The organism is Gemmatimonadetes bacterium SCN 70-22 (assembly GCA_001724275.1).
Taxonomy (GTDB): Bacteria; Gemmatimonadota; Gemmatimonadetes; order Gemmatimonadales; family Gemmatimonadaceae; genus SCN-70-22.
Map to the genome: position 1 here is coordinate 14,955 of MEDZ01000025.1, position 15,188 is coordinate 30,142.

The 15,188-nt window shown below is 72.6% G+C and carries 14 protein-coding genes; 7 read left to right on the top strand and 7 right to left on the bottom strand.

What is annotated here, in order from left to right:
* Positions 1 to 75: 75 nt before the first annotated feature.
* From ABS52_12970 to ABS52_12985, 4 genes are all read left to right on the top strand, one after another.
* Positions 76 to 951 (top strand): arsenite S-adenosylmethyltransferase, encoded by an 876-nt coding sequence (locus ABS52_12970; GenBank protein ID ODT02621.1) that lies wholly within the window; start codon positions 76 to 78, stop codon positions 949 to 951.
* A gap of 37 nt (positions 952 to 988) precedes the next feature.
* A complete protein-coding gene (locus ABS52_12975) occupies positions 989 to 1,432 on the top strand; it encodes a protein tyrosine phosphatase (protein ID ODT02622.1) in 444 nt (147 codons plus the stop codon).
* 256 nt (positions 1,433 to 1,688) lie between these two features.
* Complete coding sequence (locus ABS52_12980) at positions 1,689 to 2,141, top strand: D-tyrosyl-tRNA(Tyr) deacylase (protein ID ODT02571.1); 453 nt, start codon at positions 1,689 to 1,691, stop codon at positions 2,139 to 2,141.
* A complete protein-coding gene (locus tag ABS52_12985; protein ID ODT02572.1) occupies positions 2,126 to 2,737 on the top strand; it encodes a septum formation protein Maf in 612 nt (203 codons plus the stop codon). Before ABS52_12980 ends, ABS52_12985 begins: the two co-directional genes overlap by 16 nt.
* 18 nt (positions 2,738 to 2,755) lie before the next feature.
* On the opposite strand, the gene ABS52_12990 is transcribed toward ABS52_12985, so the two are convergent.
* The 5 genes from ABS52_12990 to ABS52_13010 form a co-directional block, all read right to left on the bottom strand.
* On the bottom strand, positions 2,756 to 3,139 hold the full coding sequence (locus tag ABS52_12990) for a hypothetical protein (protein ODT02573.1): 384 nt from the start codon (positions 3,137 to 3,139) through the stop codon (positions 2,756 to 2,758).
* 184 nt (positions 3,140 to 3,323) lie between these two features.
* Positions 3,324 to 4,373, bottom strand: a complete 1,050-nt coding sequence (locus tag ABS52_12995; protein ID ODT02574.1) for a hypothetical protein — start codon at positions 4,371 to 4,373, stop codon at positions 3,324 to 3,326.
* Positions 4,370 to 5,176: a hypothetical protein gene (locus ABS52_13000; protein ODT02575.1), complete on the bottom strand. Its 807-nt coding sequence runs from the start codon at positions 5,174 to 5,176 to the stop codon at positions 4,370 to 4,372. Before ABS52_13000 ends, ABS52_12995 begins: the two co-directional genes overlap by 4 nt.
* Positions 5,173 to 6,786, bottom strand: a complete 1,614-nt coding sequence (locus tag ABS52_13005) for a hypothetical protein (GenBank protein ODT02576.1) — start codon at positions 6,784 to 6,786, stop codon at positions 5,173 to 5,175. Before ABS52_13005 ends, ABS52_13000 begins: the two co-directional genes overlap by 4 nt.
* Positions 6,787 to 6,821: 35 nt before the next feature.
* Positions 6,822 to 8,342 (bottom strand): hypothetical protein, encoded by a 1,521-nt coding sequence (locus ABS52_13010; GenBank protein ID ODT02623.1) that lies wholly within the window; start codon positions 8,340 to 8,342, stop codon positions 6,822 to 6,824.
* A gap of 52 nt (positions 8,343 to 8,394) precedes the next feature.
* Between ABS52_13010 and ABS52_13015 the strand changes: the two genes are divergently transcribed.
* From ABS52_13015 to ABS52_13025, 3 genes are all read left to right on the top strand, one after another.
* Positions 8,395 to 10,548: a hypothetical protein gene (locus ABS52_13015; protein ODT02577.1), complete on the top strand. Its 2,154-nt coding sequence runs from the start codon at positions 8,395 to 8,397 to the stop codon at positions 10,546 to 10,548.
* 148 nt (positions 10,549 to 10,696) lie between these two features.
* Positions 10,697 to 12,982, top strand: coding sequence for a hypothetical protein (locus tag ABS52_13020; protein ID ODT02578.1), 2,286 nt, complete (start codon positions 10,697 to 10,699; stop codon positions 12,980 to 12,982).
* A 66-nt stretch (positions 12,983 to 13,048) separates the two neighbouring features.
* Positions 13,049 to 13,513, top strand: coding sequence for a hypothetical protein (locus tag ABS52_13025; protein ODT02579.1), 465 nt, complete (start codon positions 13,049 to 13,051; stop codon positions 13,511 to 13,513).
* Positions 13,514 to 13,549: 36 nt separating this feature from the next.
* Here the strand turns inward: ABS52_13025 and ABS52_13030 are convergent, their stop codons facing one another.
* Together ABS52_13030 and ABS52_13035 are read right to left on the bottom strand one after the other, a co-directional pair.
* The gene (locus ABS52_13030) at positions 13,550 to 14,350 is read right to left on the bottom strand and encodes a hypothetical protein (protein ODT02580.1); all 801 of its coding nucleotides are present in this window, start codon (positions 14,348 to 14,350) and stop codon (positions 13,550 to 13,552) included.
* 68 nt (positions 14,351 to 14,418) lie between these two features.
* On the bottom strand, positions 14,419 to 15,129 hold the full coding sequence (locus ABS52_13035) for a hypothetical protein (protein ID ODT02581.1): 711 nt from the start codon (positions 15,127 to 15,129) through the stop codon (positions 14,419 to 14,421).
* Positions 15,130 to 15,188: the final 59 nt, after the last annotated feature.

Sequence of the window (15,188 nt, forward strand, 5' to 3'; positions counted from 1 at the left end):
CACGAGAGCGAGAGCTGCTGTGCCCCGTCGTGCTGCGGCGGAGAGGCCGCCAGCGTCGCCGCGAGCGTCACGACGATGAGCCGGCGCGCGACGGGTGCGACGGGTGCGACGGACGGCGCGAGCGAGGGCGAATCGGTGCGCGCCACGGTGCGCGAGAAGTACGGCGCCGCGGCGCGCCGTGCCGCCGAAGGGGCTGCCCCCACGTGCGGGTGCGGCACGTCCTGCTGCGCGAGCGAAGACGAGGTGTGGGATCCGATCACCAGCGACCTGTACGAGGCGGGGGAGGTGGAGGGGATCCCGGCGCAGGCGCTCCTGGCATCGTTAGGGTGCGGCAACCCGACGGCGCTCGCCGAGCTCTCCCCGGGCGAGGTGGTCCTCGACCTCGGCTCCGGCGGGGGGATCGACGTCCTCCTCTCGGCCCGGCGGGTCGGGCCGGCGGGGAAGGCCTACGGACTCGACATGACCGACGAGATGCTCGCCCTCGCCCGGGAGAACCAGGCCCGGGCCGGCGCCACCAACGTGGAGTTCCTCAAGGGCGAGATCGAGCAGATCCCGCTCCCCGACGCCAGCGTCGACGTGATCATCTCCAACTGCGTGATCAACCTCTCGGCCGACAAGGGGCAGGTACTGCGGGAGGCGTTCCGCGTCCTGCGCCCCGGCGGGCGGTTCGCCGTGTCCGACGTGGTGTTGCGGGGGGCGCTCCCGCCGGAGGTGCAACGCAGCGTGGCCCTGTACACCGGGTGCGTGTCGGGGGCCCTCGAGGAGGGGGAGTACCGCGCGCTCCTGGAACGGGCGGGCTTCACCGACGCATCCGTCGAGCCGACGCGCATCTACAGCGCCGACGATGCGCGCGCGCTCATCGAGTCGGCCGGGCTCGAGGGCGATGCCCTGGTCCCGCAGGTGGAAGGGAAGGTGATGAGCGCGTTCGTCCGCGCGCGGAAGCCCGCGTGAGCGGCGCGGAGCCGCCCCGATGAGCGAAGGGGACGCGATGGCGCCCGGAGGCCCGGGCGCGGCGGGGCGCTCCACTCCGGCGCTCCCGCGCATCCTCTTCGTGTGCGTGGAGAACTCCAACCGCAGCCAGATGGCGGAGGCCTTCGCGCGCATGCACGGCGCCGGCCGGGTCGAGGCGTACAGCGCGGGATCACGCCCCTCGGGGACCATCAACCCGCGGGCGATCGCGGCCATGCGTGAACGCGGCTACGACCTCACCTCGCACCGCTCGTCCGGGCTGGACCAGCTCCCGCCCGGACCGTACGCGGCGGTGGTGACCATGGGATGCGGCGATGCGTGTCCGTGGATCCCCGCGGCACGGCGGGAGGACTGGGCGCTCCCCGATCCGCGCGACATGGAACCGGCGGAGTTCAACGCAGTGGCCGACGAGATCGAGCGGCGCGTCGGGGAGCTCCTCGCCCGGGTGTCCGACACCCGTTAGGCTGGCGTTGCGCCGCGCGGGGAGGCACCATTCCACGCGTCGCCACCTCCGTTGCCCGCATGACCGACACGCTCCTCCACCCCCTCCGCCTCTTCCCCCAGGCGGCACCAGCGCCCGGGCGCCTCGCGCCCCGCGTCCCGGACGCCCCGTTCACGCCGGGAGCGCCGCGGCGCGCGCGCGCGTGCGGTACCGTGGGCGGCGCGGCGCGTGACGTGCGGCGTGGCGCGCCGCGCCGCGCCAGCCGGTAGGGACGACGATGCGCGTCCTGGTCCAGCGCGTCTCACGGGCGGAGGTGCGCATCCGCGAGGACGACGGCACGCGGCGCCCCTCCGGGCGCATCGGGCGCGGTTTCGTCCTCCTGGTCGGCTTCACCCACGGCGACACCGAGGAGCAGCTGCGGTGGATGGCCGAGAAGGTGGTGGGGCTTCGCCTGTTCATGGACGCCGACGACAAGATGAACCTCTCGTTAGGCGAGGTGCAGGGGAGCCTCCTCGTCGTCTCGCAGTTCACCCTCTACGGCGACGCCTCCCGAGGGCGGCGCCCGTCGTTCATCGAGGCGGCGCGCCCCGAGACGGCGATCCCGCTGTACGAGCGGTTCGTCGCCCTCCTGCGGGACACCGGGACCCCGGTCGAGACCGGGGAGTTCGGCGCCATGATGGAGGTGGACCTCGTGAACGACGGCCCGGTGACGCTGTGGCTGGAGAAGTGACCCCGCCGCGCGTCATCCTGGCGTCGCAGTCGCCGCGGCGGCGCGAGCTTCTGGCGCAGATCGGCATCGCCCACGAAGTCCGCCCCGCCGACATCGACGAGGCCTACCTGCCGCACGAGCTCCCCGCCCCCCACGCCGAGCGCCTCGCGCGCGAGAAGGCGGGAAAGCTCGCCGCCGAGCACCCGGACGCGCTGGTGATCGGGGCCGATACCATCGTCGTCATCGACCGGCAGGTGCTGGGCAAGCCGGCCGACGCCGCCGACGCCGAGCGCATGCTGATGCTGCTCGGCGGGCGCACGCACATGGTGCACACCGCGGTGGCGGTGGCGTGCGGCGCCCGCGTCGTCTCGGGTGTGGAGAGCGTCGAGGTCACCTTTCGCCCCCTCACGCCGGAGCAGGCGCACGACTACGTCGCCACCGGCGAGCCGATGGACAAGGCCGGCGCCTACGGCATCCAGGGGTACGGTTCCGTCCTCGTCGAACGGATCCGCGGTGACTACTTCGCCGTCATGGGGCTCGCGCTGGGACGCCTCGTCGAGCTGCTGCGCGACGTGGGGGTCGTGTACCGCTTCCGCGGGTTGGAGGACGCGCGGTAGCCTCGCCGCGCCGCCCCGTCAGTTCCCCGGACCTCGGCGCGGCATCCGAGCGCGCATCTCCTCGCGGTTCTTGTCGAACACCTTCTGCTGGTCGGGGGTGAGGACGGCGCGAATCTCGTCCTGCTGCTTCACCATCAGCTCACGCCGCGCCTGCATCGCCTCCGGCGTCGGGCGCTCGCCCGGCGTCATGGGCGGCATCTCCTTGGCGAACTTCTGCTGGATCGAATCGACCTTGGCCTTCTGGGCGTCGTCGAGCGTGATGTCCTTGAGGAGCATCTCCATCATGCGGGGGCCGCCGCGCATTCCGCCCCCCTGGGGAGGTCCCCCCTGTGCGTGGGCAGAGGGGGCGGCGACGGCGAGCACGACGACGGCGGCGGCGAGGGAAATCCACGAGCGCTTCACGGTTCCTCCATGGAGGAGAAGGTCTACACGGCCCCCCGCTCCTGGCGGGGGCGGCCCTTCCGCTCGAGCCTCCCCCGTCGCCGGCTCGCGGGTGGCGAGCGGGGCGCAGGGGCGCGGGGCGGCATCGGGGTGAGACGTCGCCCGGGGGCGTTGTGTTAACGCCCTGCGTCCCGGCTGCTGGCGATCAGGGGGTGTGCGGGAGCTGCCCGGCGTAAGTCCGCTGCCAGTGCTCCACCTTCGTCAGGACGTCGTCGACGCTGATGTGCGCCATGCGTCCCGGGCGGTTCACCATGCTGATCGGGTAGTCCTCCCCCGGATCGCCGTAGGCATCGATCAGGAGGTCGTGGTAGGCGCGGTAGGGGCCCGTCCGCTTGGGGTTGGTGTACCCCATCAGCGAGATCACCGGGCGCTGGAGGGCGACGCTCATGTGGAGCGGCCCCGTGTCCGGGGCGAGGACGAGCGCCGATCCGTCGATGATCGAGACGAGCTTGCGCAGCCCGCTTCCGAGGGCCGAGACGGGGCGATGGCGCGCCGACGACATGATGACCGCCTCGGCGGCGAGCTCGCGCTCGGAGCGCCCGCCGACGAGGACGGGCTGCAGCCCGTAGTCGGCGTGGAGGACGTCCACCACCTGGGCCCAGCGCTCGGGGGGCCAGTCCTTTTCCGCCTTGCTCGTGGCCACCACGATGGCGGCCGTGGGGCGGTCGATGGGGGCGAAGAACTGGCGCTGCCAGGCGCGCTCCTGGTCGGTCGGTCCCAGGTGCCACTCCACCGGGTCGTGGGCGATGCCTAACGCGTCGAGGAACTCGAAGTACTGGTCCTGCACGTGCTGCCCCTCGGCGCGGGGGGGGATCCGGTGCGTGGTGAAGAGCCAGTTGAGGTCGCGGGCGCGCGCCTTGTCGAAGCCGAGCTTGACGGGGGCCCGGGTGAACGACGTGACCAGCCCGGCCTTGAAGTAGACCTGGAGGGCGAGGACGAGGTCGAAGGGGCGCCCGGCCAGCTCGCGCTTCACGTCGCGGAAGGCGCGCCTCCCCCGGGCGCGGTCGAAGAGGACGATCTCATCGACGCTCCGGTGGCCGCGGACGAGCGTCGCCGGCCCCGGCTGCAACACCCAGGTGATGTGCGCGTCGCGCTTGTGGCGCTTGATGGCGTTGATGACGGGGAGGACGTGCACGGCGTCGCCCACCGCGCTCATCATCACGATCCCGATGCGGTCGAGGCGGGCGTCGATCATGGCATGAACTCTTCCATCGCGAGGGCGCGGTGCGCGGCCTGCGCGGCTTCGTCGCGCAGGAGGCGCTCGCGCAGCTCGCGCAAGTCGTCGTTGGAGAAGCCGGCGCCGTGCAGGCGCCGCCACTTGGCCACCGAGCGGGTGAGCCGCTGGAGGTTGGCCTCGCGGAGGTTGGGATCGCCGGGGGGGACGAAGCGCACGCGGTCGATGTCGATCACCGCCGGCTGCAACTGTCCCGCGGGATCGGGGACGAGCAGGATGTTCTTCACGTTCAGGTCGGGGTGCCACGCCCCCGCCTGGGTGAGGGCGCCGAGGAGGTCGGCGACGGGCGGGACGAGGCGGCGTCGCGCCTCGTCGCTCGTCGCGGCACGCAACGCGGCCCCCAGGTCCTCGCCGGACAGCTCGACGGTCATCACGTCGACGCGGCGGAGCAGGGGGCCCGCCCGGTAGATGGCATAGCCGGCCACCGGCGGGGTCGGGACGCCGGCGTGCGCCAGCAGGATCGACGTGGCCAGCTCGAGCGGGGCGCGCGTCGGGGGGAGGAAGAGGTCCCGCAGGAGGGGGGCGAGGAGCCCGCCGTGGTGGGCGTGTCGCACGACCACGCGCGGCCCCTCGTCGCCGAGCGGTGCCGACCACGCCGGGAGCCGTCCTTGCAGCTGACGCCGGGCCGGGTGCGCCGCCGCCCAGGCGTACAGCGTCCCCGCGCCCAGCGCCGAGCGCGTCGCGTCGGCCAGGCGCTCGTGCACCACGACCGTCGCCCGCGGCACCTGGAGCCGCACGTATCCCTGCGGAACGCCGCCGATCACCGCAGGGCCCGGTAGACCGTGATCGGCGACGCCTTGCCCCGCAGCGAGAGCGGGGGCCGGTCGCCTAACGCGTGCGGACGCGTGAAGGCGTCGCGCATCGCCCGCGTGAGGAGGATCTCGCCCCCTTCCGCCCAGGCGCACAGGCGGCTCCCGGTGTTGATCGTGTCGCCGATGACGGTGTATTCCAGGCGCCGCTCCGACCCCAGGTACCCGGCGAACGCCTCTCCGTGGCTCAACCCGATCCCGACCTTGATCTCGGGACGCCCCTCGCGGCGCCAGCGGGCGTTGAGCCGGTCCACCGCCTGCAGCATCTCCAGCGACGCCTCGAGCGCCCGGTCGGCATCGTCGGGGGCGCTGATCGGCGCCCCCCACTGCGCCATCACCGCGTCGCCGATGAACTTGTCGAGCGTCCCGCCGTGGCGGAACACGCACTCCACCATCTCCGAGAAGTACTCGGTGAGGAAGCGCGCCGTCTCGTCGGGCGCCATGCGCGCCGCCAGCTCGGTGAAGCCGCGGATGTCGGCGAACAGGACCGACACCGTGCGCCGTTCTCCCCCCAGCCCCAGCGCCTGCGGCGACGCGGCGATGCGCGCCGCCAGCTGTGGCGTGAAGAAGCGCTCGAAGTTGTCGCGGATGCGCGCCTCCGCCCGGATGCGCGCCGCCGCCCGGATGTTGTCCAGCGCCACCGCGCCGATCCCCGCGAACGACACCAGGAAGTCCAGGTCCTCGTCGCTCACCGGCGCCCCCGGGGTCAGGCTGTCCACGTACAGCACCCCCAGCACCCGCCCCTCGCCGGCGATGAGCGGCGCGCATGCGGCATGGCGCGACAGGCCGTCCGCCGCCGCCGCCCCGCTCGGCGTGGCGCGCGCGTCATCGGCGGGGACGTCGGAAAGCACCGCGACCTTCTGCGCGATGACGGTCCGGGCGAGCGACGGGGCCACCGCGACCGGCGAGCTCTCGCCGTCGCGCGCGCGCGCAATGCGCGGGACCAGCGCCCCGGCGTCGTCGAGGAGGAGGATCGAGACATGCCGCACGTCGAGAAGGCGGAAGGTGAAGTGCACCATCTTCTCGAGCAGCGATCCCTCGTCGGCGGTGCGCGTGAGCGCCTTCGAGATCTCCAGCAGCAACGTGAGCTTGAGGCGGTCGTGCTCGGCCGCGGTGGCCGGGGGGCGCCGCTCGCCGATCGCCTCGTGCACCCCGCTGGCACGCAGCGCCAGTTCGAGCGCCTGGTCGGCATCGGGGACCGGGACCTGCCGGATGATCGTCGTGCCGGCCCGCGCGGCGCGCCGCACGTTCTCGGCGCTGGCGTCGTCCACCAGCATCGGGCTCAGCTCCCGCACCTCGAAGTGCACCTTCCCGAAGGTGATGTGGTCCCCGCCGGCCAGGCGCGCCGTGGTCACGCGGGCGCCCGCCACGAAGGTCCCGTTGCTCGACCCCAGGTCGCGCACGCCGATCCCCGTCGCGTCGGCCGTGAGCTCGGCGTGGCGACGCGAGATGGTGGGGTCGAGGACGGGGAGGTCGCTGTTGAGCGCGCGCCCCAGGACCATCGGCATCCCGGGACGAAGCTCGAACTGGACGTTCCCGTCGCTGGTGACGAGTCGGTACGGCATCGACCCGGGAATATGCCCTCCCCGCTGCCCTACGCCTAGCGCGGCCCCGCCACCCCCGTCCCCGCCGCGCGCGCTCGCCCGATCGCGGTGAGCATCGCCCGCGCCTTGTTCTCCGTCTCCTCCCACTCCCGGGCGGCGACGGAGTCGGCGACGATCCCGGCCCCGGCCTGCACGCTCGCCACGCCCCCGGCCACCACGCAGGTGCGGATCGTGATGGCGAGGTCCATGCGCGAGTCGCCGGCGGCGATGTAGCCCACGGCGCCGGCATACGGGCCGCGACACTCCGGCTCCAGCTCGTCGATGATCTCCATCGCCCGCACCTTGGGGGCCCCGGTCATCGTCCCGGCCGGGAAGGTGGCGCGGAAGGCGTCCAGCGACGACAGCCCCTCGCGCAGGCGCCCCTGCACCTCGCTCACCAGGTGCAATACGTGGGAATAGCGCTCGACGGTCATCAGCTCCGTCACCCGCACGCTTCCGTACTCGGCGATGCGCCCCACGTCGTTGCGGCCCAGATCCACCAGCATCACGTGCTCGGCCCGCTCCTTCTCGTCGGCTGCAAGCTCGTCGGCCATGCGGGCGTCCTCGGCCGGGGTGCCTCCCCGCGGCCGTGTCCCCGCGATCGGGCGCACCGTCACCGTGCGATCGACGACCCGCACGAGGAGTTCGGGCGACGATCCCACCAGCTCCACCCCGTCCAGCGCCAGGTGGTACATGTACGGCGACGGGTTCAGGACGCGGAGCGCGCGGTACAGCGTCGTCGTGTCGAAGTCGAGCGGGACCTCGATGCGGCGGGCCAGCAGCGCCTGGAAGCAGTCGCCGGCGAGGATGTACTCGCGGATCCGCTCCACGTCGCGCTCGAACGCCTCGCGCGTGTACGACGACGTCCCGTGCGCCCGCGGCGCGGAGGGGTCGAAGCTCACCGCCTGCAACGGCGACGGCGCCCGCAGCCGTCGCTCCAGCTCGTCCAGCTCGCCTAACGCCTCGTCGTAGCGCTGGCGCAGCGTGGCGCCGCCCGGCTCCCCCCCGTCGCCGCCCGTCTCGACGGCGACCACGAGCCGTGCCTGTCCGCGCAGGTTGTCGACGATCACCAGCGACCGCGTGAAGACGAAGCAGGCGTCGGGGGCCGGCACGCGCCGCGGGGGCGGGGTGGGCAGGTGCTCGATGGCGCGCACGACGTCGTACGAGAAGTAGCCGACCGCCCCCGCCCAGAACTCCCCGAGCTCGGGGACGCGGGCGGCGCGCTCCTCCCGCAGGCGCGCCTGCAGGTCGTCGATCGGGTCGCCGACCTCGGTGGCGCCGTGCCACCCCCGCGCGGGGGTCCAGCGCTCCACGGTGCGCCCCGTCAGGCGCCACGCGCCCCTCGGTTCCGTCCCGATGAAGGTGTAACGCGACCACGTCTCCCCTCCCGCCGGCGCCGATTCCAGCAGGAAGGCGAACGGGCCCCGGCGCAGCTTGGCGAACGCCGAGACCGGGGTGTCGGTATCAAGGAGGATGTCGCGCCACACCGGGACCAGGTCCGCGCCCTGGGCGCGTCGTTCGAATTCGGCAAAGCTCACGTCTTGACTCCGCTTGCTGGCGCCGACGACGCCAGCCGATAATTCGCCCATCATGTCGCGCGCGCTTGCGAGGTCGCTGTTGCTGGCCGCCGCCACCGCCGCCGCCTTCCCCGCGGCAGCGGGGGGGCAACGCGCATGGAACGACGCGGTGTCGCGCCAGCTGGTCGAACGGGCCACCGCGCGTCGGGCGCGACAACTCGCCGACTCGGGGCTCACCGACTACCAGGCTCTCGCGCACGGCTACCTGACCTTCCTCGCCCAGCTCGGTGAGGGCTTCCCCATCCCGCCCAAGGTGGTCAAGGGCGACGAGTTGATGCTGGAAGTCTATTGGCGCGCGCCGAACTACAGCAAGCAATGGATCGTGGGTCGTCGCGATACGCTCCTCCTCCCCACCGACATCAACTACCACCGCGACCACCTGGGGATCGTCCAGGGCAACTTCCCCGACATCATCCGCCTGGGCGACGGCGACGAGGTGCGCGACGTCGCCCACCCGCTCTCGGCGCGCGGGCTGGCGACCTACGACTACCAGCTCGCCGACTCGCTCCGATTCGAGATCCCCGGGCGCACCATCGACGTATACGAGGTGAAGGTCCGCCCACGGGATGATCGTGAGCCGGCCGCCGTGGGGGCCGTGTACATCGCGCGCGACGACGCCCAGGTCGTGCGCATGGCCTTCTCCTTCACGCGGAGCGCCCTCAAGGACGCCCAGCTCGAGGACGTCTCGATCGTGATCGAGAACTCGCTCATCGAGGGGCGCTACTGGCTCCCGCGCCGGCAGGAGATCGAGATCCGCCGCACCGGCAGCTGGATGGACTTCCCCGCGCGCGGGATCATCCGCGGGCGCTGGGAGATCCGCGACTACCAGGTGAACCAGGGGGGGACGGTGGCCATGTCGCCCGGCCCCGAGATCGACTACGCCCCCCCGCAGCGCCGCGCGCGCTTCCGGTGGCCCGACACGCCGCTGGCGGCGGCGATCGGCGCCGACGTGCAGCTGGCGACCGACGACGACCTTCGACAGGTGCAAGACGAGGCCCGCCGACTGGTCCGCGCGCAGGCGCTGCAGCGCACGCAGGCCACCCTCCCGTCGGTCCGCTCGTTTTCCGACGTCGCCCGGGTCACGCGCGCCGAAGGGCTCGCCCTCGGCGCCGGGCTGCGGCGCCGGCTCGGGGCAGGCTTCGACGCCGCGGTCATGGGACGCTTCGGCCTCTCCGACCACCAGGCCAAGGGGACCGCCTCCCTGGGGTGGGAACGCGCCGACGGAGTCGCCCTCCGCCTGCGCGCCTTCCGCGACTATCGCGACGCCGGCGACGACGCCGAAACCTCGCGCATCCGCAACTCCATCGCCGCCCAGGAATTCGGAAGCGACTACACGCAACCGTTCGATGCGCGTGGCGCGGCGGCCACGCTGCAGCTTGGCGCTCATGCGGGACTGCGCTGGACTCTCGACGGCGGCTATGAGTGGCACCAGGCGGTGTCGGTCGCGGCGCGCCCGTCGTGGGGACGCTACGAGCCGGCCATCGCCGCCTATCGAGGGCGCGGTCCGCGCGTCTCGATCGGCGTGGAGCGCCCCAACGGTCCATGGTGGGGCGGAACGATGCTGCGCGCCCGGGGCGAGATCCGCGCCGGACGGCTCCGCGCCTGGCCCGCGGCCGAGCCACCGGCCATCGACTCCGCGGCGCCTGGGCGCTACGTGCGGTTCTTCGCCTCGGCGGAACTCACGCGCCCCGTGGGACGTGGGGAGCTGGCGCTGCGCATGGCCGGGGGGAGCGCCGACGCCCAGGGGACACTCCCCCCGCAGCTCTTCCTCTTCGCCGGAGGCCCCCTCTCGGCCCCGGGTTACGACTTCCATCAGTTCCAGAGCCGGGCCCTCGTCACGCAGCACGTGGAGTGGCGCTTTCCCGTCCCGTTCATCGCCATTCCGCTCGGCAGGTGGGGACGGATCCCCGGCGAGGCCCGCCTGGCCCCCTATCTCCACGGCGTTCATTCCGCGCCAGGGCTCGACGCATGGCAGCTGCCGGGCAGCGCCCAGGGTGAAGGGAGCAACGACGCCGCCCTGCGGTATCGCGCCGGATGGTACCCCTCGGCCGGCATCGGCGTCCTCTCCTTCTTCGACCTGCTCCGCCTCGATGTCGCGCGGGGAATGAGGGACGGGCGCTGGACCTTCAGCCTCGACGTCAGCCGCGACTTCTGGCCGATTCTCTGAGAGAATCTGGTTACGAATCGCCGGGATGGCGGTCGATATCTGAGAGAGACGGCGCGCCTGTGTGCGTCGCCTGCCGGGGCTGGTCATCACCCCGCGACCACTCCCCACCTTTCCCTCGCTGCCCGCTGTGTCCTCGGTTGGAGAACGCGTGAACATGCCGCCGCGCATCATTCGTGACGACTGGCTCCTCCCCACCCTGGAGGGGCTGGTGGACGCGGAGGCCCTCGCCGAACTGCGCCAGCCGAACGTCGAGAGTCTGTGGGACACCGCGACCCGGCGCGGCTTCACGACCGACGACGCCATCCTCCAGGCGCTCTCGGCGCGCTTCCGGATGAAGATCGCCGACCTGTCGACCGCGGGCGCCGAGGCGTGCGAGGCCGTCCCCGAGTCGCTGGCGCGCAAGTACCGCATCGTCCCGTTGCAGGTGACGGACGCGGTGCTCGACATCGCGACCGCCGACCCCCACGACCTCGACTGCGAGCGGACGCTCGGCTTCGCCACCGGGCGAACCATCCGCATGCACCTGGCCGCCCCGTCGCGCCTGGTGGAGCGCATCGACGAGCTGTATCGCCCCGAGAGCTCGGTGGAGAAGCTCCTGGAGGGGATGCACCAGTACGACGTCCAGTCGCTCACCGAGCAGGCCGACTCCGCCGATCTCGACCTCTCGGCCGACAAGGCGTCGGAGCGCCCCATCATCCGGCTGGTCGACCACATCATCGCCGAGGGGATCCAGCAGCGGGCCAGCGACATCCACCTCGAGACGCAGGAGCTGGGGGTACGCGTGCACTATCGCGTCGACGGCGTCCTGCGTCACGCCCTCACGCTCCCCCGCGCGGTCGGCGTCCCGCTCGTCTCGCGCATCAAGATCATCTCCGGGCTCGACATCGCGGATCGCCTTCGCCCGCAGGACGGGCGCGCCCGGGTCTCGGTGGACGGGAAGCGCGTGGACCTGCGCGTCTCGACCCTCCCCGCCTCGGCCGGCGAGAAGGTCGTGATCCGCATCCTCGACTCGAGCAACAACATCCTGTCGTTGGAGAGCCTCGGGGTGTGCGCGGTGGACTTCGAGCGCATCCAGTCGCTGGTCAACCTGCGCGAGGGGATCGTCCTGGTGACCGGCCCGACGGGGTCGGGGAAGACGACCACGCTGTACGCGGCGCTGCGCACCATCCAGACGCGCGGCGTCAACATCGTGACGGTCGAGGACCCGGTGGAGTACAAGCTCGCCGGCGTCGTGCAGGTGCAAGTGAACGAGAAGGCGGGGCTCACCTTCGCCGCGGCGCTCCGGTCCATCCTCCGGCAGGATCCCGACGTCGTCCTCGTCGGCGAGGTGCGCGACCGGGAGACGGCGGGGATCGCGATCCAGGCCTCGCTCACGGGGCACCTCGTCCTGTCCACCCTGCACACCATCGACGCGGCCAGCTCCATCGCGCGGCTGGTCGACATCGGCGTGGAGAGCTACAAGATCGGGGCGGCCCTGAAGGGGGTGGTGGCGCAGCGCCTGGTGCGCCGCCTCTGCCCCGCCTGCCGGGCCCCCATGACCGCCCCCGTCCCCGACCGGGTGCAGCGCTGGCTTCCCGCGGAGACGAAGCTCCAGCGCGCCGTCGGCTGCAACGAATGCGGCGGCACGGGGTATCGCGGGCGCCTGGCCATCATGGAGGTGCTCCTGGTCGATGGCGAGGTGGAGCGGCGCATCGCCGCGGGCGAATCGACGGAGAAGATCGTGGAGGCGGCGCGAACCGGCGGGATGCGCTCCCTCTGGGAGTCGGGGATCGACCACGTGGCGGCGGGCACCACCGACATCGAGGAGCTCCTGCGCGTGGTGGAGGTCCCGCTCGACCAGCCCGTCGTTCGCCGCGAACACCGAGCCGAGCCGCGTCACCTCACGCGCGACTCGGGCTCCCCGGCGGCCGGAACGTCTCGCCCGACGCCGGCTGCGCCCGCCCCGCTCGCCCCGCCGACCCCGGCCCCGGCTCCTCCTCCGCCCTCGTCCCGGGCCGCGTCCATCTTCGGCGACGATGTCCTGGAGTTGGTGGATGACGTCGCCCCCGCCCATCGGCGTGGGGAGAAGGGGACGGTCCTCCTGGTCGAGGACGAGGAGTCGCTGCGCCTGGTGCTGCGCGACCTGCTGGAGCGCGACGGCTTCACGGTGGTCGAGGCCGCCGACGGGATCGCCGCGCTCGACGAGATCGACCGGTCTGCCCCGGATGCCATCGTCCTCGACCTCAATCTCCCTCGCCTCGACGGCTACGGCGTGCTGGCTCGCCTGCGGTCCCGCCCGGGGACGCAGGAGATTCCGATCGTGGTGCTCACCGCCAAGGCGGACGAGGAGAACGAGGTGCGGGTCTTCGAATCGGGGGCCGACGACTTCCTGACCAAGCCATTCAGGCCGAGGGCGCTGACCGCTCGATTGCGCGCCCTGCTACGCCGGAGTTAGGGTGTGAGGTGGTGAGGTTCGGCGGGAGCACGGGTTGGTGCTCCCGTTTCTACTTGGGAGCATTTCATGGCCGAGCTCAAGGTGGGGGTCATCGACCTCTTCGTGATCGATCCGCGCCCCGAGGGGTGGAAGGTTCTGGTCTTGCGCCGGGCAGAGGGGACGCGCTGCACCGGGGCGTGGGAGGTGGTGCACGGGCGGATCGAGGGCGCGGAACGCCCCGAGGAGGCGGCCGAGCGGGAGCTGCGCGAGGAGACGGGACTCGCGCTCCGCCGCCTGTACAACGTGGCGTGCCACCCGTTCTACCTCCACCGCTTCGGCGTGGTGCAGGTCGCCGTGGTCTTCGCCGCCTTCGCCGACAGCGAGGGGGCAGTCGTGCTCGGGGGCGAGCACGACATGGCGGAGTGGGTCGGCGTGGATGAAGCGCTGTCCCGACTGGCCTGGCCACGTTCGCGGGCCTCGCTTCGTGACATCCAGTCGCTCCTGGCCAACGGCGATGCCGGGCCGGTGGAGGATGTGCTGCGGGTGAAGTAGGGCGGGGCTCGGACAGGCGCTCCGCTGCTCTGGCGCTCAGCCGCTGGGGGCGTTGGGCTTGACGCGCACGCTCTTGGCGGGGATTCCGACGTTCACGTGGTAGGGGCGGACGTCCTTGGTGGCGACGGCGCTGGCCCCGACCATCGCCTGCTCGCGGACGCGGACACCGGCGAGCACGGTGGCGTGGTAGGTGACGCGCACGCCGTCCTCGAGCACCGTGACGGCATTGGTGACGTCGGCCTGCTCGACGATGCTGTGCGTGTGCGAGTAGATGTTGGCGTAGTCGCTGATCGAGACCTTGTTGCCGAGCACGATCCCGCCGCGGTCGTCGAGGAGGACGTGGCGGTGGACGACGACGTCGTCGCCGACCTCCATGTTGTATCCGAACGAGAACTCCACGTGCTGGAAGCACTTGAAGTTGTTCCCGCAGCGCCGGAAGATGCGCGGCGCCAGGAGGCGGCGCAGCTTGACGCCCAGCTCCACGTTCTGTCCCGCCAGCGGCAACCGGTCGAAGGAGTACCAGAGCCAGAGGAGCGGCTTGACGGGCTGGAAGCGCGCGTCGTCGCAGTCGGCGTAGAACTCCGGCTCGAGGGTGATGTGGCGCGGGTCCAGCTGGGAGAGGGCGAGGCGGGTGCCTAACGGTACCGCCGGGTCGGCGAGGGCCTCGTCGAGGTGCGGGGCATATTGGGGCCAGGCGAGCTCGGCGAGGGTGTCGCGGCACAGGGCGGCGCGGTCGCACGCCGGGTCGGCGAGGGCGGCGTCGAGGCGCTCGAGCCAGGCGTCGGCGAGGGGGGCGCTGGGGCGCGGGGGGAGCTGGCGGAGGGGGAGCCAGGCCATGGGGACTCTCGCGTCGGGGGGAAGGGCGAGGGGAAGGGCGAGGGGAAGGGAGGCGTCCTCGTCGTGGGTCAGGGCCGGGCGGCGGCGCGCGAGCGGACCAGGGCGCGTTCGCGCTCGATGCGGTGCAGGAGGATCGACCACTCGTCGTTGCGCGCGGTCTCGTAGACGATGGCCAGCGGCTGGTTCACGTCCAGCTGCCCGTCGAAGACGTACAGCGCGTGCTGCACCTCGCGCTGCCGCAGGCGTTGCGCGCCGAAGCCGGGGGAGAGCGGGATGACGTCGAGCGGCTGGAAGTCGCGCCCGACGTTGGAGATGTTGACCTCCATGGGGCTGAAGCGCGTCTCGCCCTGCTCGAGGGCGAAGAACGAGACGTACCAGAGGCTCAGGCGGGGGAGGGCGGTGCGGCGTTGCAGCTGCTCGAGGCGCTCGCGCTGGCTCGCCACCAGGTCCCGCAGTGCCCGGTACGAGTCGGGCGAGAGGACGCGGATCACCGTCTCGTCGAGCGGGATCGCCCGCACCTGCAAGCCGAACTGCGACACCCGCAGGGCAATGTCGTCCTGTCGCAGCGTCCCGAACCCCGGGGGGACCAGCATCGCGCTGCTGTCGCGCCCCGCCCCGCGCTCGGGCGGCGCGCGATCGGCCGCCGCGCTATCCGGCGCCGTGCTATCGGGCGTCGCGCGTGCTGCTGGCGGCATCCCCCCGCGGCGGGGCGCGGGAGCGCAGGCGGCGAGCCCGGCCACGCCCAGCCCGGCCGTCCCCAGCAGCAGCGCCCGCCGCATCACCGCCCGCCGCGCCGTCCGCCGCGCCGTCCGCCGCGGCGCCGCCGCCGTGCCGCCGC